This window comes from Pseudomonas lini (assembly GCF_001042905.1).
Taxonomy (GTDB): domain Bacteria; phylum Pseudomonadota; class Gammaproteobacteria; order Pseudomonadales; family Pseudomonadaceae; genus Aquipseudomonas; species Aquipseudomonas lini.
The window spans coordinates 482,294-503,430 of the sequence record NZ_JYLB01000006.1; the positions used below are offsets into that span (position 1 = coordinate 482,294).

At 59.7% G+C, this 21,137-nt stretch carries 19 protein-coding genes; 11 read left to right on the top strand and 8 right to left on the bottom strand.

The annotated features are described in order from the left end of the window. Nucleotides 1-104: 104 nt before the first annotated feature. From TU81_RS20390 to TU81_RS20400, 3 genes are all read right to left on the bottom strand, one after another. Nucleotides 105-2,006, bottom strand: a complete 1,902-nt coding sequence (locus tag TU81_RS20390; protein ID WP_048396395.1) for a PhoX family protein — start codon at nucleotides 2,004-2,006, stop codon at nucleotides 105-107. Between the two features lie 98 nt (nucleotides 2,007-2,104). Further along, a complete protein-coding gene (locus TU81_RS20395) occupies nucleotides 2,105-2,869 on the bottom strand; it encodes a TOBE domain-containing protein (protein WP_048396396.1) in 765 nt (254 codons plus the stop codon). Between the two features lie 63 nt (nucleotides 2,870-2,932). Next, entirely contained in the window at nucleotides 2,933-3,673 is a 741-nt protein-coding gene (locus tag TU81_RS20400) for a ComF family protein (RefSeq protein WP_048396397.1), read from the bottom strand. A gap of 90 nt (nucleotides 3,674-3,763) precedes the next feature. On the opposite strand from TU81_RS20400, the gene bioB reads away from it, so the two are divergent. From bioB to TU81_RS29735, 11 genes are all read left to right on the top strand, one after another. Further along, the gene (gene bioB / locus TU81_RS20405; protein ID WP_048396398.1) at nucleotides 3,764-4,819 is read left to right on the top strand and encodes a biotin synthase BioB; all 1,056 of its coding nucleotides are present in this window, start codon (nucleotides 3,764-3,766) and stop codon (nucleotides 4,817-4,819) included. 209 nt (nucleotides 4,820-5,028) lie between these two features. Continuing rightward, nucleotides 5,029-6,207: an 8-amino-7-oxononanoate synthase gene (gene bioF, locus TU81_RS20410; protein ID WP_048396399.1), complete on the top strand. Its 1,179-nt coding sequence runs from the start codon at nucleotides 5,029-5,031 to the stop codon at nucleotides 6,205-6,207. Then, nucleotides 6,200-6,931 carry an alpha/beta fold hydrolase gene (locus TU81_RS20415; protein ID WP_048396400.1) on the top strand — a complete coding sequence of 244 codons (732 nt, stop codon included), beginning with the start codon at nucleotides 6,200-6,202 and terminating at the stop codon, nucleotides 6,929-6,931. Before bioF ends, TU81_RS20415 begins: the two co-directional genes overlap by 8 nt. After that, on the top strand, nucleotides 6,924-7,736 hold the full coding sequence (bioC, locus tag TU81_RS20420; protein ID WP_048396401.1) for a malonyl-ACP O-methyltransferase BioC: 813 nt from the start codon (nucleotides 6,924-6,926) through the stop codon (nucleotides 7,734-7,736). The genes TU81_RS20415 and bioC overlap by 8 nt, the downstream gene beginning before the upstream one ends. Then, complete coding sequence (gene bioD, locus TU81_RS20425; RefSeq protein WP_038981192.1) at nucleotides 7,733-8,413, top strand: dethiobiotin synthase; 681 nt, start codon at nucleotides 7,733-7,735, stop codon at nucleotides 8,411-8,413. The genes bioC and bioD overlap by 4 nt, the downstream gene beginning before the upstream one ends. A gap of 119 nt (nucleotides 8,414-8,532) precedes the next feature. Beyond that, nucleotides 8,533-8,829 carry a hypothetical protein gene (locus TU81_RS20430; protein WP_008076394.1) on the top strand — a complete coding sequence of 99 codons (297 nt, stop codon included), beginning with the start codon at nucleotides 8,533-8,535 and terminating at the stop codon, nucleotides 8,827-8,829. Between the two features lie 278 nt (nucleotides 8,830-9,107). Further along, the gene (locus TU81_RS20435) at nucleotides 9,108-10,913 is read left to right on the top strand and encodes a phenylacyl-CoA dehydrogenase (RefSeq protein ID WP_048396402.1); all 1,806 of its coding nucleotides are present in this window, start codon (nucleotides 9,108-9,110) and stop codon (nucleotides 10,911-10,913) included. Between the two features lie 223 nt (nucleotides 10,914-11,136). Continuing rightward, nucleotides 11,137-12,426, top strand: coding sequence for a GGDEF domain-containing protein (locus tag TU81_RS20440; RefSeq protein WP_048396403.1), 1,290 nt, complete (start codon nucleotides 11,137-11,139; stop codon nucleotides 12,424-12,426). A gap of 90 nt (nucleotides 12,427-12,516) precedes the next feature. Next, nucleotides 12,517-14,313 carry an acyl-CoA dehydrogenase C-terminal domain-containing protein gene (locus tag TU81_RS20445; protein ID WP_048396404.1) on the top strand — a complete coding sequence of 599 codons (1,797 nt, stop codon included), beginning with the start codon at nucleotides 12,517-12,519 and terminating at the stop codon, nucleotides 14,311-14,313. Nucleotides 14,314-14,580: 267 nt separating this feature from the next. Further along, complete coding sequence (locus TU81_RS20450; protein ID WP_038981197.1) at nucleotides 14,581-16,359, top strand: acyl-CoA dehydrogenase C-terminal domain-containing protein; 1,779 nt, start codon at nucleotides 14,581-14,583, stop codon at nucleotides 16,357-16,359. 365 nt (nucleotides 16,360-16,724) lie between these two features. Further along, complete coding sequence (locus TU81_RS29735; protein WP_007904205.1) at nucleotides 16,725-16,883, top strand: YqaE/Pmp3 family membrane protein; 159 nt, start codon at nucleotides 16,725-16,727, stop codon at nucleotides 16,881-16,883. A 106-nt stretch (nucleotides 16,884-16,989) separates the two neighbouring features. Here TU81_RS29735 and TU81_RS20460 read toward each other — a convergent pair whose 3' ends face one another. The 5 genes from TU81_RS20460 to TU81_RS30605 all read right to left on the bottom strand — a co-directional run. Further along, nucleotides 16,990-18,822 (bottom strand): S9 family peptidase, encoded by a 1,833-nt coding sequence (locus TU81_RS20460; RefSeq protein ID WP_048396405.1) that lies wholly within the window; start codon nucleotides 18,820-18,822, stop codon nucleotides 16,990-16,992. Further along, nucleotides 18,788-19,930, bottom strand: a complete 1,143-nt coding sequence (gene pqqE / locus TU81_RS20465) for a pyrroloquinoline quinone biosynthesis protein PqqE (RefSeq protein WP_162232630.1) — start codon at nucleotides 19,928-19,930, stop codon at nucleotides 18,788-18,790. The genes TU81_RS20460 and pqqE overlap by 35 nt, the downstream gene beginning before the upstream one ends. A gap of 4 nt (nucleotides 19,931-19,934) precedes the next feature. Next, nucleotides 19,935-20,210 (bottom strand): pyrroloquinoline quinone biosynthesis peptide chaperone PqqD, encoded by a 276-nt coding sequence (gene pqqD / locus TU81_RS20470; protein WP_048396407.1) that lies wholly within the window; start codon nucleotides 20,208-20,210, stop codon nucleotides 19,935-19,937. After that, the gene (gene pqqC, locus TU81_RS20475) at nucleotides 20,207-20,959 is read right to left on the bottom strand and encodes a pyrroloquinoline-quinone synthase PqqC (RefSeq protein ID WP_048396408.1); all 753 of its coding nucleotides are present in this window, start codon (nucleotides 20,957-20,959) and stop codon (nucleotides 20,207-20,209) included. The genes pqqD and pqqC overlap by 4 nt, the downstream gene beginning before the upstream one ends. After that, nucleotides 20,952-21,137 (bottom strand): hypothetical protein (locus TU81_RS30605; RefSeq protein WP_204369460.1); only part of this gene is annotated, 186 nt, incomplete at its 5' end. The genes pqqC and TU81_RS30605, both read right to left, overlap by 8 nt.

Consider the following 21,137-nt stretch of genomic DNA (forward strand, 5'->3'; position numbering starts at 1 on the left):
CTTCGCGAGCAAGCCCGCTCCCACAGGGGATCGTTGCTGTACACACTATCTGTGACACAAAGAAGATCACCTGTGGGAGCGGGCTTGCTCGCGAAGAGGCCCTGTCAGGCGCCGACGATCCCGCCATCCTCGCGGGTAATCGCCATCACCGAAGACCGCGGCTTGCCGTTGGGCAGGTGCTCAGGGAACGTCGACCCACCGTTTTCCCCCGGATGCTGAATCCCGACAAACAAGGTTTTCTGATCCGGCGAGAAGCTGATCCCCGTCACCTCGCAGCCAACCGGGCCGACCATGAAGCGGCGGATCTCGCCCGTCACGGGGTCGGCACAGAGCATCTGGTTATTACCCATGCCCGCGAAGTCACCGGCGTTGCTCGAATCGCCATCCGTGAGAATCCACAGGCGCCCGTCCTTGTCGAAGCCCAGGCCATCCGGACTGTTGAACATGTTCTGCGGGGTGATGTTCGACGAACCGCCCTTCGGCGTACCGGCGTGGACGCCCGGGTTGCCGGCAACCACAAACAGGTCCCAGGCAAAGTTTTTCGAACCGTGATCGTCGCGGTCGGTGCGCCAGCGCAGAATCTGCCCGTAGACGTTTTTCTCGCGCGGGTTCGGGCCGCCCACCGGTTGGCCTTCTTCACCGCGTTTGGCGTTGTTGGTCAGGGTGCAATAAACCTGGCCATCCTTGGGGCTGACGACGATCCATTCCGGACGGTCCATGCGCGTGGCGTTTACAACGCTGGCGGCGAGGCGTGCATGAATCAGCACTTCGGCCTGATCGGCAAAACCGCTGCTGGCATCGATGCCATTCTTGCCATGGGTCAGTTCGATCCACTGGCCCTGGCCTTTCGGGTGATCGGGGTTGCCGTCGCCCGCGTCGAAACGCGCTACGTACAAGGTGCCGTGATCCAGCAGGTCGCGGTTGGCTTTGGGATTTCTGTGGTTGATCTTGTCGCGACTGACGAATTTATAGATGAACTCGCCACGTTCGTCGTCGCCCATGTACACCACGGCGCGACCGTCATTGGTTTCGGCCAGGGCGGCGTTTTCATGTTTGAAACGGCCCAGCGCGGTGCGTTTGACCGGCGTCGATTGCGGATCGAACGGGTCGATTTCCACCACCCAGCCATGACGATTGAGTTCGTTGGGGTTTTTCGCCAGGTCGAAGCGCGGGTCGTGTTGATGCCAGTTGATGTCTTTGCTGGCTGCCACGGCGCCGTAGCGTTTCTGCGCGGCGTCGAACTTCTGCTCGGCATTGCTGCTGCCGAAACAGTCGGTGAAGTTCTCTTCGCAGGTCAGATAAGTGCCCCACGGCGTTTTGCCATTGGCACAGTTCTGGAAGGTGCCGAGGACTTTCTTGCCGTGTTTGTCGGCGCTGGTTTTCATCAGTTCGTGACCGGCCGCCGGACCGCTCAGGCGGATCGGCGCGTTACCGTGAATGCGGCGGTTGTAGCGCGAGCCCTGGACGAATTGCCACTGACCGTTCTTGCGCTGCACCTCGATCACCGACACGCCTTCGCAGGCCAAGGCCTTGCGCACATCTGTAGCCGATTGCGGCATGCCGCCGTGGGGGTAGAGGTAGCGGTAGTTGGTGTATTCGTTGTTGATCGCCATCAGCGCCCGGTCTTTATCACCGGGAAATTCGAACAGGCTCATGCCGTCGTTGTTGTCGCCGAACTGGACTTCCTGCGCCTGGGCCGTGCCGTTGCCGCTCGGGTCGAACGCCGGACCATTCTTTTGCAATGGCTGACCCCAGCTGATCAGCACCGAGGATTTGTAGCCCGGCGGCAGGGTGATGGCGTCGGTCGTGGCGGCGGCGATGCTGTCGAAACCCAACAGTTTGCTGGAGCCGGCGCTGACGCTGGCGGCCAGCACACTGCGACTCAGCAAATTGCCACCGAGAAACATCGCTGCACCGCAGAGGGCGCCAGCGCTGATGAAGCCACGACGGCTGAGACCAACCATCTTTTCGAGGTCAGTGGGTTGGTTGTCTTCTAATAGGCTCACATCAGGCTCCCTGCGGGTTTTTGCAGTCACCTTAATGGTGGTCGATGAAGGTTATGTTGCAGCCGATTGATTTTTTGCAGGGTTGCGTAGCGTCTGGTCTAGAGCGGAGTGCCCAGCAGGATGTTGGACGGTGCGAATTGCACCAGCACCGGTTTATCAACGGCAAGTTCGAGGGTTTTCAGGTGCAGCGGCTCGGCCAGGGCGCAGAGTGTCTGGCCATTGGGCAGGCCGATGCGCACTTCGCTGGGGCCGTCTTCGGCGTCGAGGATTTCTTCGATCGTGCCCTTCAGGCAATTGTTGCCGGACGCCCCGGCTTGATCGATGCCCAGCAATTCCAGCCAGCCGGCCTTGATCAGGGCCACCACTTCGGTGCCGGTTTGCAGTTCCAGGCGCAGAGTGCTGTCGTGAGTGATCTGCGCATCGATACGCAAGCCTTCGGCCAGTTCAAGTCGGATGCGGTCGTTGCGCCCTTGTGCGTCGATCGCCACGACCTTGCCGTGCAGTTGGTTGCGCGCGCTGGTTCTGAGCATCAGCCGACCGAGCAGGTCCAGGTCACTGGCCTCTTCGGCGGCTTCCAGCACCTGAGTCTGCAAGGCTTGCAGCTTTTGATACAGGCGCAACACGCGCTCACCTTCGCTGGACAGTTTGGCGCCGCCACCGCCCTTGCCGCCGACGCTACGCTCCACCAGTGGTTTCTGCGCGAGGTTGTTCAGCTCGTCGATGGCATCCCACGCCGCTTTGTAACTCAGGCCCGCGCTTTTCGCTGCGCGGGTGATGGAGCCTTGTTCGGCGATGTGTTGCAGCAACGCGATGCGCTGCGGACGACGGACAATGTGCTGGGACAACAACGTAGGCAAGGACATGGCGAGACGCTTTGGGTTGTGACGATAGTGAGGACGTTGGCGGCTCGGCGCACGGGAGTCAAGTCAGGCTCCATCGCCAGGTTTTGGGGTGCGGGCCAGGCAGTAGACATCGACTCGCGCGGCGCCCGCCTCCATCAACAAGCGAGCCAGGGCCTGGGCGGTGGCGCCGGTGGTCAGCACGTCGTCGACCAATGCGAAGTGGCGCCCCTTGATCGAGGCCGTGGGCGCCAAGGCAAAAGCGTGGCGCAGGTTCTTTTTACGGGCGTCGGCATTCAGCTCTTGTTGCGCGCTGGTGTCCTGGATTCTCAGCAACAGGGTTTCATCACAAGGTATATCGAAGCTGACGCTGAGCCAACGGGCGAGCATCGCCGCCTGGTTGAAACCGCGCTGACGCAGCCGTTTGGAGGCCAGCGGCACCGGGATCAGCGCATCGGGCCGATCCAGGTCCTCATCGAAGCGATGTTGCAGGAACTTACCGAGAAGTTCGGCGAGCAGGCGGCCAAACGGCCACTTTGCGCTGTGCTTGAAGCGGGTGATCAAACTGTCGACCGGGAAGCTGTAAGTCCAGGGCGCTGCGACTCGCTCAAAGGCCGGCGGTTGTTTCAGGCATTGGCCGCACGTCAGGCCCGTGGCGGGCAAGGGCAGGGCGCAGGTTTGGCAGTGCTCGCCCAGCCAGGGCAGCTCGGTTTCGCAGGCCATGCAGATTGGCGTGGTGTCGTCCGCGACTTCTGAACAGAGTAAACAGGTTTGCTTGTTTTTTAACCAGATGTAAACCGGCCCTTCGTATCGTGGTTGACAGCGCATCGCTCTTCCTTAAATATGCCGAACATCCGTGTCGCGTCTGTGGGTATTCCATTCCCCAGCCGCTTGCCAAGCATAAACAAGGAAACGCCCATGAGCGCCAGCACCACTGCAATCCTGCGTCATGACTGGTCTTTGGCCGAAGTCAAAGCACTCTTCGTTCAGCCATTCAACGACCTGTTGTTCCAGGCGCAGACGGTGCACCGCGCGCATTTCGACGCCAACCGCGTCCAGGTATCGACGCTGCTCTCGATCAAAACCGGCGCTTGCCCGGAAGATTGCAAATATTGTCCGCAGTCCGGCCACTACAACACTGGCCTGGAAAAAGAAAAACTGATGGAGGTGCAGAAGGTCCTCGAAGAGGCCGCTCGTGCCAAGGCCATCGGTTCGACCCGTTTCTGCATGGGCGCGGCGTGGAAACACCCATCGGCCAAAGACATGCCGTACGTGCTGGAGATGGTCAAAGGCGTGAAAGCCATGGGCCTGGAAACCTGCATGACGCTCGGTCGTCTCGATCAGGACCAGACCGTCGCCCTGGCTGAAGCCGGCCTCGATTACTACAACCACAACCTCGACACCTCGCCTGAGTTCTACGGCAGCATCATCACCACCCGTACGTACAGCGAGCGCCTGCAAACCCTGGCTTACGTGCGTGATTCGGGGATGAAGATCTGCTCCGGCGGCATTCTTGGCATGGGCGAGTCCCTCGACGACCGCGCCAACCTGCTGATCCAGCTGGCCAACCTGCCCGAGCATCCGGAATCGGTGCCGATCAACATGCTGGTGAAAGTCGCCGGTACGCCACTGGAAAATGCTGACGACATCGATCCGTTCGACTTCATCCGCATGCTCGCGGTCGCACGCATCCTGATGCCGAAGTCACACGTGCGCCTGTCCGCCGGCCGTGAAGCGATGAACGAGCAGATGCAGGCCCTGGCATTCTTTGCTGGCGCCAACTCGATTTTCTACGGCGAAAAACTGCTGACCACCGCCAACCCGCAGGCGGACAAGGACATGCAGCTGTTCTCGCGTCTGGGCATCCTGCCGGAAGCCCGCGAAGAGCACGCCGACGAAGTGCATCAGGCCGCCATCGAACAGGCATTGGTGGAGCAGAAGAGCAGCGAGCAGTTCTATAACGCTGCCGTCTGATCCAGCACAAATCGAATGTGGGAGCGGGCTTGCTCGCGAAGGCGTCAGTACAGCCGACATCAATGTTGAATGTCACACTGCTTTCGCGAGCAAGCCCGCTCCCACATTAACCGCGCTCAACCTGTGGGAGCGTGGCTTGCCCGCGATGGCCGTGACTCGGTCTCCAGACAAGTCAGGACAGCTCCCCACATCTGACCTTCGAGGCATGCATGTCTTTCGATCTCAGCGCGCGCCTTGCTGCCCGTCGTGCCGAAAACCTTTATCGCCAGCGCCCATTGCTCGAAAGCCCGCAAGGCCCGGAAGTGGTGGTCGATGGTCAGCCGTTGCTGGCGTTCTGTAACAACGATTACCTGGGCCTGGCCAATCACCCGCAAGTGATCGAAGCCTGGCGCGCCGGCGCGTCGCGTTGGGGCGTGGGCGGTGGCGCTTCGCATCTGGTGATCGGCCACAGCGGCCCGCATCACGCACTGGAAGAAGCCCTCGCCGAGTTCACCGGCCGTCCGCGAGCGTTGCTGTTCACCACCGGTTACATGGCCAACCTCGGCGCAGTCACCGCGCTGGTCGGGCAGGGCGATACGGTGTTGGAAGACCGTCTCAATCATGCGTCGTTGCTGGATGCAGGGTTGTTGTCCGGTGCGCGTTTCAATCGTTATCTGCATAACGACGCGGCCAGTCTGGCCAAGCGTCTTGAGAAGGCCACCGGCAATACGCTGGTGGTCACCGATGGCGTGTTCAGCATGGACGGCGACATCGCCGACCTGCCGGCGCTGGCGCGGGAAGCCAAGGCCAAAGGCGCGTGGCTGATGGTCGATGACGCTCACGGTTTTGGTCCGCTGGGTGTCAATGGCGGCGGGATCGTCGAGCATTTCGGTCTGAGTCAGGAAGACGTACCCGTGTTGGTCGGTACCCTCGGCAAGGCTTTCGGTACGGCCGGTGCGTTTGTCGCCGGCAGTGAAGAGCTGATCGAAAGTCTGATCCAGTTCGCTCGTCCTTACATCTACACCACCAGCCAACCGCCAGCGCTGGCCTGCGCGACACTGAAAAGCCTGGAGCTGTTGCGTAGCGAACACTGGCGACGTGAGCATCTGCAGACGCTGATTCGCCAGTTCCGCCAAGGTGCCGAACAGATTGGCCTGGAGTTGATGGACAGCTTCACGCCGATCCAGCCGATCATGATCGGCGACGCCGGGCGTGCGGTTCGACTGTCGCAGATGCTGCGCGAACGCGGACTGATGGTGACTGCGATTCGTCCACCGACTGTGCCCGCGGGCAGCGCACGTTTGCGCGTAACCCTGACCGCCGCTCACAGCGAGGCGCAGGTACAGCTATTGTTAAATGGACTGGCCGATTGTTTTCAACAACTGGGACCGGAGCCAAGCCATGCGTGATCGTCTGATTCTGCTGCCGGGTTGGGGTCTCGGGATTTCGCCGCTGGAACCCTTGGCAGCCGCCTTGCAGGGTTTGGATGAGCGTCTGCGTGTCGAGATCGAGCCATTGCCGGAACTGGAATCGAGCGACCTTGAAGAATGGCTCGATGAGTTGGACTCAACGTTGCCACAGGATGCCTGGCTCGGTGGCTGGTCGTTGGGCGGCATGCTGGCGTCCGAGTTGGCGGGGCGACGCGGTGACCGCTGCTGCGGGCTGGTGACCCTGGCGAGTAACCCTTCTTTTGTCGCCCATGAGCAGTGGCCGAGCGCGATGCCCGGCGAAACCTTCGATGCGTTTCTGGCCGGCTGCAAGGCTGACTCGCGCATGACGTTGAAACGTTTTTCGCTGCTGTGCGCCCAAGGTGCCGAAGACCCGCGCGGGATGTCGCGACTGTTGCTCGCTGGCGCACCGCATACCTCTTCGCCGGCGCTGATGAGCGGCCTGGAGTTGCTTGCCCAACTGGATACCCGGCAAGCGTTGCAAGCGTTTCGCGGCCCGCAATTGCACTTGTTCGCCGGCCTCGACGGGCTGGTCCCGGCCGAAGCGGCGGGGGACTTGCTGGCATTGCTGCCGGATGTCGAAATCGGTCTGATTGAACAGGCCAGTCACGCGTTTCTTCTGGAGGACCCTCACGGAGTGGCGGGGGCGATTCAGGCCTTTTTGCATGAGTTCGGTGATGACTGATTTATCCCTTCCCAACCTGCCCGGCGGCTTGCCCGACAAACGCCAGGTGGCGGCGTCCTTTTCCCGTGCGGCGGCGAGCTACGACAGCGTGGCCGAATTACAGCGCGACGTGGGCAGCGAATTGTTACGTCGGTTGCCGGAAGATTTTGTCCCTGCTCGTTGGCTGGATATGGGCTGCGGCACCGGGTATTTCAGCCGAGCCTTGGCGGAGAAATTTGCTGCGAGCGCTGGCGTGGCGTTGGACATCGCAGAAGGCATGCTCAATCACGCCCGTCCCTTGGGCGGCGCGACTCATTTCATCGCGGGCGATGCGGAGCGCTTGCCGTTGCAGGACTCTACCTGCGACCTGGTCTTCTCCAGCCTGGCGGTGCAATGGTGCGCGGATTTCGCCTCGGTGCTCAATGAAGCGTATCGGGTACTGAAACCGGGCGGAATTTTCGCGTTTGCTAGTCTGTGTGTAGGCACTCTGTACGAATTGCGCGACAGCTGGCGTCAGGTGGATGGCATGGTGCACGTCAACCGCTTCCGCGAGTTCGGTGTTTACCAACAGCTTTGCGCGGGCAGCGGCTTGAAGGTCGTCAGCCTCGAAACGCAGCCGCATGTGTTGCATTACCCCGATGTCCGCAGCCTGACCCATGAGCTCAAGGCACTTGGGGCGCACAACCTGAACCCCGGCCGGCCGGGCGGTTTGACCGGCAGGGCGCGGATCCTCGGCCTGATCGAGGCTTACGAGCAGTATCGTCAGGCACAGGGACTGCCGGCGACTTATCAAGTGGTTTACGCCGTGTTGGAGAAACCCTTATGAGCGCAGCCTATTTCATCACCGGTACTGACACCGATGTCGGCAAGACCACCGTCGCCGCAGGTTTGCTGCATGCCGCGCGATTAGCGGGTTTGAGCACGGCGGCAGGCAAGCCGGTGGCCTCCGGTTGCGACCTGACGCCCAAGGGTTTGCGCAACGCAGATGCGCTGGCGCTGTTGGCCGAGTGCTCGATACCGTTGACCTACGATCAGGTCAATCCGGTCGCGTTCGAACCGGCGATTGCACCGCATCTGGCGGCCCGGGAGGCTGGCGTGGCGTTGACCGTGCAATCCCTGTTGACCCCGATGCGGCAGATTCTCGATATGCAGGCGGACTTCACCTTGATCGAAGGCGCTGGCGGCTGGCGAGTGCCATTGGCGGATCAGGACAATCTGTCGGACCTGGCCATGGCGCTGGGTCTGCCGGTGATCCTGGTGGTCGGCGTGCGGCTGGGTTGCATCAATCATGCACTGCTGACAGCCGAGGCGATCGCACGGGATGGTTTGCAGTTGGCAGGGTGGGTGGCCAACATCATCGATCCGAAGACTTCGCGTCTGGAAGAGAACCTCGCGACGCTGGCCGAGCGCATTCCCGCGCCGTGTCTGGGGAGGGTGCCGAAACTCAAATCGGTGACAGCCGACGCGGTAGCCGAGCACCTGCAGCTGGATCTGCTGGACTGAAATTTCAACGTGGGTTTTACCTATGACAAGGCACTGTGCCATTAGTGTTTTTGTCGGGCCTTTTGTCGGCGTGTCTGGTTCAATGGCCGCAGTTGATCCTTTGTCGGACGAGTTCCCCCATGGAAATCTCAGGAAACACCGCTTTTTATGCCGGTCTGAGCACTATTCAGACAGGGCAGAACCGTGTCGATCAGGCTTCGGGTCAGATCGCCAACAACACCATCGAGCGTTCGGTCACCAGTCAATCCTCCGAGGTTCAGGTCGATCGTCTGCGTTCGGTAGACCGCAGCCAGCAATCGGATCTGGCCAGCAACATGGTCGAGATGTCCCAAGGCAAGTTCCAGGTGGAACTGGGCGTCAAAGTCGCCAAGGCATCCGATGAAATGCTTGGCACGCTGATCGATACGTTCGCCTGATCCCTCGCTGAATCCGCTACTCCAACGCCGCGCCTGTTCGCGGCGTTTTTCTGCGTAAGTCCTTCTGCCTCAACTAATCTCTCCTACATGGCGTGTTGTTCAATCAACGGCGGCCACGCAGCTGCGTGGCCGAGATTGTCATGGCGCGATGACGAACGGCAAAAGATCGGCGCTTGACAAGAATTGGGCGTAAACGTATGTTTCAAACAACTGTTTGACCGTCACAACAAATCAATGCGGTCGTTCATTCCCGGTTACATCAGCAGAGGTTTATCGCTATGCCTGACTACAAGGCCCCCTTGCGTGATATTCGCTTCGTTCGTGACGAACTGCTCGGCTACGAAGCGCACTATCAGAGCCTTCCGGCTTGTGCAGACGCAACTCCGGACATGGTTGACGCCATTCTCGAAGAAGGCGCCAAGTTTTGTGAGCAGGTGCTGGCTCCGCTGAACCGCGTGGGTGACACCGAAGGCTGCACCTGGAGCGAGTCTGGCGTTAAAACCCCGACCGGTTTCAAAGAAGCCTACAAGCAATTCGTTGAAGGTGGCTGGCCAAGCCTGGCTCACGACATAGAGCACGGCGGCCAAGGCCTGCCTGAGTCTCTGGGTCTGGCTGTCAGCGAAATGGTTGGCGAAGCCAACTGGTCGTGGGGCATGTACCCAGGCCTGTCCCATGGCGCGATGAACACCATTTCCGAACACGGTACGCCTGAGCAGCAAGATGCATACCTGACCAAACTGGTTTCCGGCGAATGGACCGGCACTATGTGCCTGACCGAACCGCACTGCGGCACCGACCTGGGCATGCTGCGCACCAAGGCCGAGCCTCAGGCTGACGGTTCCTACAAAGTGTCCGGCACCAAGATCTTCATCTCGGCCGGCGAACACGACATGGCCGACAACATCGTCCACATCGTTCTGGCACGTCTGCCGGATGCACCGGCCGGCACCAAAGGCATTTCCCTGTTCATCGTTCCGAAATTCCTGCCAAACGCAGACGGCTCGATCGGCGAACGCAACGCTGTGACCTGCGGTTCCCTGGAACACAAGATGGGCATCCACGGTAACGCCACCTGCGTGATGAACTTCGACGCGGCCACCGGTTACCTGATCGGCCCGGCGAACAAAGGCCTGAACTGCATGTTCACCTTTATGAACACCGCACGTCTGGGTACCGCGCTGCAAGGTCTGGCTCACGCCGAAATCGGCTTCCAGGGCGGTCTGAAATACGCTCGCGATCGCCTGCAAATGCGTTCCCTGACTGGCCCGAAAGCGCCGGACAAAGCCGCTGACCCGATCATCGTTCACCCTGATGTACGCCGCATGCTGTTGACCATGAAGGCATTCGCCGAAGGCAACCGTGCGATGGTTTACTTCACCGCCAAGCAAGTCGACATCGTTAAATACGGCGTGGACGAAGAAGAGAAGAAGAAAGCCGACGCACTGCTGGCCTTCATGACTCCGATCGCTAAAGCCTTCATGACTGAAGTCGGTTTCGAATCTGCTAACCACGGCGTGCAGATCTATGGCGGCCACGGCTTCATCGCCGAGTGGGGCATGGAGCAGAACGTTCGCGACAGCCGCATTTCGATGCTGTACGAAGGCACCACCGGTATCCAGGCACTCGATCTGCTGGGCCGTAAAGTGCTGATGACTCAAGGCGAAGCGCTCAAAGGCTTCACCAAGATCGTCCACAAGTTCTGCCAGACCAACGAAGGCAATGACGCGGTCAAAGAGTTCGTCGAGCCATTGGCTGCGCTGAACAAAGAATGGGGCGAGCTGACCATGAAGGTCGGTATGGCCGCCATGAAAGACCGCGAAGAAGTTGGCGCCGCGTCGGTGGACTACCTGATGTACTCCGGTTACGCCTGCCTCGCCTACTTCTGGGCTGACATGGCGCGTCTGGCTGCCGAGAAACTGGCTGCCGGCACCACCGAAGAGGCGTTCTACACCGCCAAGCTGCAGACTGCGCGCTTCTACTTCCAGCGTATCCTGCCGCGTACCCGCACTCACGTTGTAACCATGCTGTCGGGAGCCAACAACCTGATGGACATGAAAGAAGAAGACTTCGCACTGGGTTACTAAGCCCTACGCAGTCCTTCACAAAGCCGCTGCTTCCTCGGGAGCAGCGGCTTTTTTGTGTCTGAGGCAAACGGGCTGCGCCTGTAAATATTCCTGACTAAAACGCTAAGAAGAACGCCGTTGCTGCCGTTAAAGAGGATGGCGATGTGACACACGTCACATTGCACGTGCTTAGCTGTTCCAAATGCAGGCACAATGCCATCTTTGCCGGGTCGGAGCTTTACCCTTGCCGCGTTCTTCCGCTGTACGTTTCAGTCATTTTTTGCCATCGCTGCTGTTGTTGCTTGCGGGGCTTGCGGCTGCCTACGTCAAGGATCTCAACGTTTTCTTCACTTCGCTGTTCAACGTGCTGCCTACTCTGGTGCTGTTGCTCGGCGGGGCGTATTGCGCGGTTTACCGACGCCAGCGTGAACTGTTTCTGATGGTCACGGTGTACATCGCCTACTTCCTGCTCGACACTCAGACCGATTACTACCGCGATAACGGCAAAGTTCGCGAAGACGCCGCCGTAGTCTTCCATCTGTGCTGTTTTTTGCTGCCGTTGCTATTTGGTTTGTTCGCCGCCTGGCAAGAGCGCACCCATCTGTTCCAGGACATGGTGGCGCGCTTCGCCGTGTTGCTGGCGTTCGGCAGCGTGGCGCTGGGGCTGGAACAAAGTTACCCACAGGCGCTGCTGATGTGGCTCTCGGAGATCCGCTGGCCAGCTTTGCATGGTACGTGGATGAGCCTGATTCAGTTGTCCTACCCGGTATTCATTGCCTCGTTCCTGTTACTGGCCTGGCAATACTGGCGCAACCCGAGACCCTTGCATGCTGCGCAGTTGGTGGGACTGTTGGGATTGTTCTGGATGTTGCCGAAAACCTTCATCCTGCCCTTCACCCTGAACATCATGTGCAGCCAGGTGATGTTGATGATTGCGGCGGCGGTTGCCCATGAGGCCTATCAGATGGCCTTCCGCGATGAGCTCACCGGTCTGCCGGGTCGCCGCGCCCTGAACGAACGCATGCAACGGCTGGGGCGCAATTACGTGCTGGCCATGGGCGACGTCGATCACTTCAAGAAATTCAACGACACCCACGGTCACGATGTCGGCGACCAAGTGTTGCGACTGGTCGCCAGCAAGCTGTCGAAAATCAGCGGAGGCGGTAGGGCCTATCGCTACGGCGGTGAAGAATTTGCTCTGGTGTTCGCAGGTAAAACCCTCGAAGAGTGCATGCCACACCTGGAGGTCATCCGCGAATCCATCGCCACCTACAACATCCAGCTGCGCAATCAGGATAACCGTCCCCAGGATGACCAGCAGGGACGCCAGCGCCGCGCGGGTTCAGGCGCCTCGAGCGTATCGGTCACGGTCAGCATCGGCGTCGCCGAGCGACTGGAACAGCGCACGCCGGAAGAAGTGCTCAAATCCGCTGACCAGGCGCTCTACAGCGCCAAAGGCGCGGGGCGAAACTGTGTGATGGCTTTCGGTCAGAACCGTCGTGGCGCGGTTCGCATGGACGCCGCTGCGGGTTGAGTGATGATGGCGCATTCAGCGTCTGGACTGTGATTGTGAGGCGTGGTGGGCGGCAGTAGGTTTGAGCAATCTGCTGCCGGAGAAATGACCATGCCCGAGTACAAAGCTCCTCTGCGCGATATGCGCTTTCTGATCGACCACGTCTTCGATTTTCACAGCAACTACGCCGCGCTGGGTGCTACCGATGCCAGCCCGGACATGATCAATGCGATCCTTGAAGAAGGCGCGAAATTCTGTGAGAACATTCTCGCCCCGCTGAACCGCAGCGGCGATGAAGAAGGCTGCCATTTCGACAACGGCGTGGTCACAACGCCTACAGGTTTCAAGCAGGCTTTCGCGCAATACGTTGAAGGCGGCTGGCATGGTCTGGCGGCGGATCCGGCTTATGGCGGCCAGGGTTTGCCCAGTTCTTTGGGGCTGGTCATCAGCGAAATGGTCGGTTCCAGCAATACCTCCTGGGGCATGTACCCCGGCTTGACTCACGGTGCGATGTCGGCGATTCACGCCCATGGGACCGAAGAACAGAAACAAACCTACCTGAGCAAGCTCACTGCCGGCCAATGGACCGGCACGATGTGCCTGACCGAAGCCCATTGCGGCACCGATCTGGGCATCATCAAGACCCGCGCCGTGCCTCAGGCCGATGGCAGTTACGCGATCTCCGGCAGCAAGATCTTTATCTCCGCCGGCGAGCACGACATGAGTGACAACATCATTCATCTGGTATTGGCCAAACTGCCGGACGCGCCTGCCGGTACCAAGGGCATTTCGCTGTTTATCGTTCCCAAATTCCTACCCAATGCCGAGGGCGAGGCGGGCGAGCGCAATGGCGTTTCCTGCGGTTCGATCGAGCACAAAATGGGCATCAAGGCCTCGGCCACCTGTGTCCTGAATTTCGACGACGCGAAGGGGTTCTTGATCGGTGAGCCGAACAAGGGCCTGAACTGCATGTTCACCATGATGAACCACGCGCGGCTCGGCACCGGTATGCAAGGTCTGTGTCTGGGTGAGGCAAGTTTCCAGGGCGCGATCAAATACGCCAACGACCGCCTGCAAATGCGCTCGCTGACCGGCCCGAAAGCACCAGAAAAAGTCGCCGATCCGATCATCGTTCATCCCGATGTGCGCAGGATGTTGCTGACCATGAAGGCCTTCAACGAAGGTAACCGGGCGCTGACTTATTTCACCGCGCAGTTGCTGGACGTCGCTCATCTGAGCCCGGATGAAACGGCGCGTCAGGATGCAGAAGACCTGTTGGCATTCCTGACGCCGATCTGCAAAGCCTTCATGACCGACACCGGGCTGGAGGTGACCAACCTCGGCATGCAGGTATTTGGTGGTCACGGTTTCATTCGTGAGTGGGGCATGGAGCAGTTGGTTCGCGACTGCCGGATCGCGCCGATCTACGAAGGCACCAACGGCATTCAGGCGCTCGACTTGCTTGGGCGCAAAGTCCTTGGCAGTCAGGGAAAACTGCTGCGGGGCTTCACCAAGATCGTCCACAAGTTCTGTGCGGCGAACGCTGAGCATCCGCAACTCGGCAGCTATGTGGCGCAGCTCAATGGTCTGAATCAGCAGTGGGGCGAGTTGACCACCAAGATCGGCATGGCCGCGATGAAAAATCCGGATGAGGTCGGCGCCGCCTCGGTGGATTACCTGATGTACAGCGGCTACATCATCCTCGGCTACCTGTGGCTACGCATGGCGTTGGTGGCTCAGGCGCAGTTGGAGGCGGGCAGCGGTGATGGCGATTACTGCCAGGGTAAATTGGCGACCAGTGAGTTCTATTTCAAGCGTTTACTGCCGCGCACCGCCGCTCATCGGGCGGCCATCGAGGCGGGCAGCGATTGCCTGATGAAGCTGCCGGCGGAGTTGTTTGCGCTCTGACGAATATTTGAAAAGCTTCGCGGGCAAGCCTCGCTCCTACGGTTCTATGTCGTTCACGTGAAATGCGTGCAACACGACCTGTAGGAGCGAGGCTTGCCCGCGAATGCGTTCTGGCAGGCGAGAACATCTCAGCTGAAAAGCTGGTGACTAAAAATAACAGAACAGTCATGAGTTGACCCTATGTGTCGTAAAAGTTGTTGAGGTACACTCGGACACAACGAAATCACTATTCTACGAACCACCTGTTTAGATCTTGCGAGGTTTGCCATGGCTGACTACAAAGCGCCCCTGCGCGATATGCGCTTCGTCCTCAATGAAGTTTTCGAGGTCGCCAAACTCTGGGCCGAACTGCCTGCGCTGGCCGAGACCGTCGATGCGGAAACGGTTGAAGCCATTCTCGAAGAAGCCGGCAAGGTCACCAGCAAAAGCATTGCGCCGCTGAGCCGTGCAGCCGACGAAGAAGGTTGCCACTGGGCTGACGGTGCCGTCACCACCCCGGCAGGTTTCCCACAGGCTTATCAGACTTACGCTGAAGGCGGTTGGGTCGGTGTCGGTGGTGATCCGACCTACGGCGGCATGGGCATGCCCAAAGCGGTTTCGGCGCAGGTCGAAGAAATGGTCAACTCCGCGAGCCTGTCGTTCGGTCTGTACCCGATGCTGACCGCCGGCGCTTGCCTGTCGATCAACGCCCACGCCAGCGAAGAGCTGAAAGCCGCGTACCTGCCGAACATGTACGCCGGTGTCTGGGCCGGCTCCATGTGCCTGACCGAGCCGCACGCCGGTACTGACCTGGGGATTATCCGCACCAAGGCCGAGCCTCAGGCCGACGGTTCCTACAAAGTCAGCGGCACCAAAATCTTCATCACCGGCGGTGAACACGACCTGACCGAGAACATCATCCACCTGGTACTGGCCAAACTGCCGGACGCACCGGCGGGGCCGAAAGGTATTTCGCTGTTCCTGGTGCCCAAGTTCATGGTCAATGCCGATGGCAGCCTGGGCGCGCGCAACCCGGCAAATTGTGGTTCGATCGAACACAAGATGGGAATCCAGGCATCCGCAACCTGCGTGATGAACTTCGACGAAGCCGTAGGTTACCTGGTCGGCGAGCCGAACAAAGGCCTGGCGGCGATGTTCACCATGATGAACTACGAGCGTCTGGGCGTCGGTATCCAGGGCCTGGCCACTGGCGAGCGCTCGTACCAGAACGCTATCGAATACGCTCGCGACCGTCTGCAAAGCCGATCGCCGACCGGCGCGCAGAACAAGGACAAAGTGGCTGACCCGATCATCGTTCACCCGGACGTGCGTCGCATGCTGCTGACCATGAAAGCCTCGAACGAAGGCGGCCGTGCCTTCTCCACTTACGTGGCGATGCAGCTAGACACCGCCAAGTTCAGCGAAGACGCCACCACCCGCAAACGCGCGGAAGATTTGGTGGCTTTGCTGACCCCGGTGGCCAAGGCCTTCCTGACCGATCTGGGTCTGGAAACCACGGTTCACGGTCAGCAGGTTTTTGGCGGTCACGGCTACATCCGTGAGTGGGGCCAGGAGCAACTGGTTCGTGATGTACGGATTACTCAGATCTACGAAGGCACCAACGGTATTCAGGCGCTGGACCTGGTCGGACGCAAAATCGTTGGTAGCGGCGGGGCGTTCTACAAACTGTTCGCTGACGAGATTCGTCATTTCACCGCGACAGCCAATGCTGACCTGGCGGAGTTCACCCAGCCGCTGAATGATGCGGTGGACACCCTCGACGAACTGACCGCGTGGTTGCTGGATCGGGCAAAAAACAACCCGAACGAGATCGGCGCGGCGTCGGTCGAGTATCTGCAAGCATTCGGCTACATGGCCTATGCCTACATGTGGGCACTGATGGCCAAGGCAGCCTTCGGTAAAGAAGCGCAGGACGATTTCTACGCGAGCAAACTCGGTACGGCGCGGTTCTATTTCGCCCGTCTGCTGCCGCGTATTCACTCGTTGAGTGCGTCGGTTAAGGCGGGCAGCGAATCGCTGTTCCTGCTGGACGCAGGACAATTCTGACCCTTTAACGTTATGTAAGCTTTCTCTTACATAACGTGCTGCTGTTTTCCCATAGGCGAAGATTGGATCCAGAGCTAATCTACTTCACATGGACGTCGCGCAGGAAGCGCAAAGCAACAACACGGACACGTAGGATTCTGCCAGGATGGCGGAGTGAAATGGATGTCAGGGAAACAGTCTGCAAAGCCCCGCTTCGGCGGGGTTTTCTTTTGTCCGCAGAAAAGCACTCAGCTCATTGAGGCTGAAGGTATGCAGCAGGTTTTCCGTGTCGGGTATGAGATGAATTCGTACTGAACCCTGATGAACGGTACAGGTCGATTAGCTGTATGGTTTCACAAGAGCCAACTTCAATCAGGAGCTACCCCATGGACTTTATTCGAATCATCATCGCCATTCTGTTGCCGCCACTGGGTGTGTTTCTGCAAGTCGGTTTCGCTGGAGCATTCTGGCTGAACATTCTGCTGACGTTGTGCGGTTACATTCCAGGAATCGTGCATGCGGTGTACATCATCGCCAAGCGCTGACATTCACGGCGTCAGGTAAATAGCATTCGCGGGCAAGCCTCGCTCCTACAGGGATAACACAATACCCGTAGGAGCGAGGCTTGCCCGCGAAGGGCGCGACGCGGTTTCAGCCCGCGAGCGCCATCACCCTTCGATAAAACAACCACTCCTGCTCCAGCGCATGGGCCTGATTGCCGGCCTTGCGAAAGCCGTGGCGTTCGTCGGCGTAGTAATGCGCTTCGACCAGAATGCCGTTGTCCTGTAGCGCAGTGACCATGTCACGGGTCTGTTGCGGCACTACCACGGCGTCCAGTTCACCCTGAAAGAAAATCACCGGAACGCTGATGTTGTTCGCGTGCAGCAATGGCGTGCGCGCGGCGTAGCGTTCGGCGTCCTGCACCGGGTCGCCGATCAACCAATCCAGATAATCACCTTCGAACTTGTGCGTAGCGCGGCCTAGCGCAACGGGGTCGCTGACGCCATACAGGCTGGCGCCCGCACGGAAGACTTTGTGAAAGGCCAGTGCGCACAACGTGGTGTAGCCACCGGCGCTGCCTCCACGGATAAACGCCTTGTCGCCATCGATCAGCCCCCGATCGGCGAGGTAGACCACCACCGCACAGGCATCTTCAACATCCACATCGCCCCAGCTCAAATGCAGCGCCTGGCGATAAGCGCGGCCATAACCGCTGCTACCTCGGTAGTTGAGATCGGCCACGGCGAAGCCGCGCTGCGCCCAATACTGGATCCTCGGGTCGAGCATCGGGTAACAGGCCGAAGTCGGGCCGCCGTGAATGAACACCACCAACGGCGGTTTTGTGTCGCCGGTCATCGCCGGGTAAAAGAAACCGTGGGCCTCGCCCGAACCGCTTGGATAGCGCAGGGTTTGCGGGCGGCTGATCTGTTCGGCGGGCAGCGGTGCGATACCGCCAGCGAGTGTCTTCATCTGCCGGGTCTGGCGGTCAATGGCAATCACCGCCGCCGAACTGATCGGCGAAGCGGCGATGCAGTAGATGAACTGTTCATCCTGTGCGAGATGGCGGAAACGGCTGTAGTCGCCAGTGAAATCGTCACGGGAACCATCGCCATGACAAAGCCCCAGTCGACCAAAACCACCTTCGGTCCAACTCGCCAGATAAGTGTCTTCGCTCAACGGCAACCAAGTGCAACCACCCAGTTGCCAAGGCGCCGGTCCATGGTCGGCGGCAGCACTCGGGAGTGGGCTCAGACCGTTGCCTGACTCCACCCACGGCTGCCAGAACCCGCCGCGATCCGTCAGACAAAACAGACGGCCGCTGTCATCGAATCGTGGTTGTTGCAGTGACTCCTGAGCACTGTCGCCGGCCACACAGCGCGGTTGCGCAAAGGTGTGATCGCTCTGGCGCTCGGCAACCATCAGGCGAGTAGCGGTCCAGGGCTGATCCGGGCGATTCCACTCGACCCAGGCCAGACGTCGACCGTCAGGACTCACGATCGGTGCCGCGTAGAAGTCGGCGCCTTCGGCTAGCAGATGGCGTTGTCCGTCAGCCAGATCGATAGCCACCAGGCGATGTCGATCACGGTTCTCTTCCACCGCCAGCACTTGTCCGCTGGCGAAGTGCAAATCGCCGTAGCGGCATTCACTCGAAGTCAGCACCTCAGGCGCCTCACCCGTCAGTGATTGCCGGTACAACTGCTGATCGGCCTCGTTGACGAAAACAAACCCGTCATCGGTCAGACAAAACGCGCCGCCGCCATATTCGTACACCCGGCTGCGCACACTGAAGGTGGACAGCGTCAGGCAATGAGCCTGGCCGTCGCGCCACTGCCAGATCCGGCAGGCAGCATCCTCGGGCCGGTATTCGTTCCAGAACAGGCCATGCTTGCCGACTTGTAACTCGGCGAAGTCGATGCCAGCCGCGACAGCCCTGGCGGCGCTTAAGGGTTCAGCTTTTGGCGATGAGGCGTGAATTTCGTTCATTGCGAAAGGCCAGTTGTTCAATGGTCTGGGTCGCGTGTTCGGCCTCTTCGCGGGCCTTGAGAATCACGCCGTGATGTTCCGACTTGCTGCACACCGGGTCGGCGTTGCTCGCGTCACCCGTGAGCATGAACGCCTGACAGCGGCAGCCGCCGAAGTCCTTTTCTTTCTCGTCGCAGGAGCGGCACGGCTCGGGCATCCAGTCGTAGCCGCGAAAGCGGTTGAAGCCGAACGAGTCGTACCAGATGTGCTGCATGCTGTGGTCGCGCACGTTGGGAAATTGCACCGGCATCTGTCGGGCACCATGACAAGGCAGGGCGGTTCCGTCGGGTGTAACGGTCAGAAAAATACTGCCCCAGCCATTCATGCAGGCTTTCGGGCGTTCTTCGTAATAGTCAGGTGTAACGAAAATCAGCTTGCATGGATGCCCTTCAGCTTCAAGTTTTGCGCGGTATTCGTTGGTGATGCGTTCGGCGCGAACCAATTGTTCTTTGGTCGGCAGCAGGCCAACCCGATTGAGCTGGGCCCAGCCGTAGAACTGGCATGTTGCGAGTTCGACGAAGTCCGCTTCAAGGGCGATGCACAGCTCAATGATCCGGTCGATCTTGTCGATGTTGTGCCGATGGGTGACGAAGTTCAGCACCATCGGGTAGCCGTGAGCCTTCACCGCGCGAGCCATTTCGAGCTTTTGCGCGAAGGCCTTTTTTGAACCGGCCAGCAGGTTATTCACTTGCTCGTCGCTGGCCTGAAAACTGATCTGGATGTGGTCCAGACCGGCCTTCTTGAAGTCGCTGATTTTCTGCTCGGTGAGACCGATGCCGGAAGTGATCAGGTTGGTGTAGAAACCCAGCTTGCGCGCCTCGGCGATCAGTTCGGCTAGGTCTTGACGCACCAGCGGCTCACCGCCGGAAAAACCCAGCTGCGCCGCGCCCATTTCCCGGGCTTCGCGAAAGACTTTGATCCACTGTTCAGTGGACAACTCTTTGCCTTGCTCGGCGAAATCCAGCGGATTGGAGCAGTATGGACATTGCAGCGGACAGCGATACGTCAGCTCGGCCAGCAACCACAGTGGCAGGCCGATTTCGTGCTTGGGCGGTAACTTGTCTGACACGGAGTCAGGCAAGTTCGATCCAGTGCTGAGCACGGGCGACCTCCATGAATTGCTCGATGTCGTCACCGAGCTCAGGCACGTCGGGGAACCGCGCGCCCAGTTCGGCGATGATCGCCGCGACATCCCGCTGACCATCAATCAAACCGCCAATCAGCGCGGCGCTGTCGTTGAGTTTGATCATGCCTTCCGGGTAGAGCAGCACATGGCCTTTTTGCGCCGGTTCGTACTGGAAGCGGTAGCCGGTGCGCCATGTCGGGGTTTTGCTGCGATCGAAACTCATAAGGTGATTCCTTTATGCCAGACCCGCTGTTCGGTCACGCTGTGGTAGGGCGGGCGGTTCAGTTCGTAGGCCATGCTCATGGCATCGAGCATGCTCCAAAGAATGTCCAGTTTGAACTGGAGAATTTCCAGCATGCGCTCCTGGCCTTCCCGCGTAGTGTAGTGCTGCAAAGTGATTGCCAGACCATGCTCCACATCCCGGCGAGCCTGACCCAGACGCGTGCGAAAATATTCGTAACCGGTCGGGTCGATCCACGGGTAATGCTGCGGCCAACTGTCGAGGCGTGATTGATGGATTTGCGGCGCGAACAGCTCGGTCAGCGAACTGCTGGCGGCTTCTTGCCAACGGGCCCTGCGGGCGAAGTTGACGTAGGCGTCGACGGCGAAACGCACGCCAGGCAGCACCAGTTCCTGAGAGCGCAGTTGATCCGGGTCGAGGCCGACCGCTTGGCCGAGGCGTAGCCAGGCTTCGATGCCGCCCTCTTCGCCGGGGGCGCCGTCGTGGTCCAGCAGGCGCTGAATCCACTCGCGACGAATCTCGCGGTCCGGGCAGTTGGCCAGGATAGCGGCGTCCTTGAGCGGGATGTTCACCTGGTAATAGAAACGGTTGGCGACCCAGCCCTGGATCTGTTCGCGGGTCGCCCGGCCTTCATACATCGCCACGTGATACGGGTGATATATATGGTAGTAGGCGCCCTTGGCGCGCAGGGCCGCTTCGAATTCGGTGGGGGACATTGCGGTGTCAGTCATTGCGATTCTCCGGGGTACAACCGGTGGATTCTTTGGTGTCTGGTCTGACGCCTTCGCGGGCAAGCCTGTAGTGGTTCAGTTTTTTTAAACCATCGCGTAGGAGTATTAAGCCGCCTGTTGCTCGAACAGCGCAGGCGGCAAGTGGTTCGAGGCGGAGTGGCAACGGCGATGGTTGTAA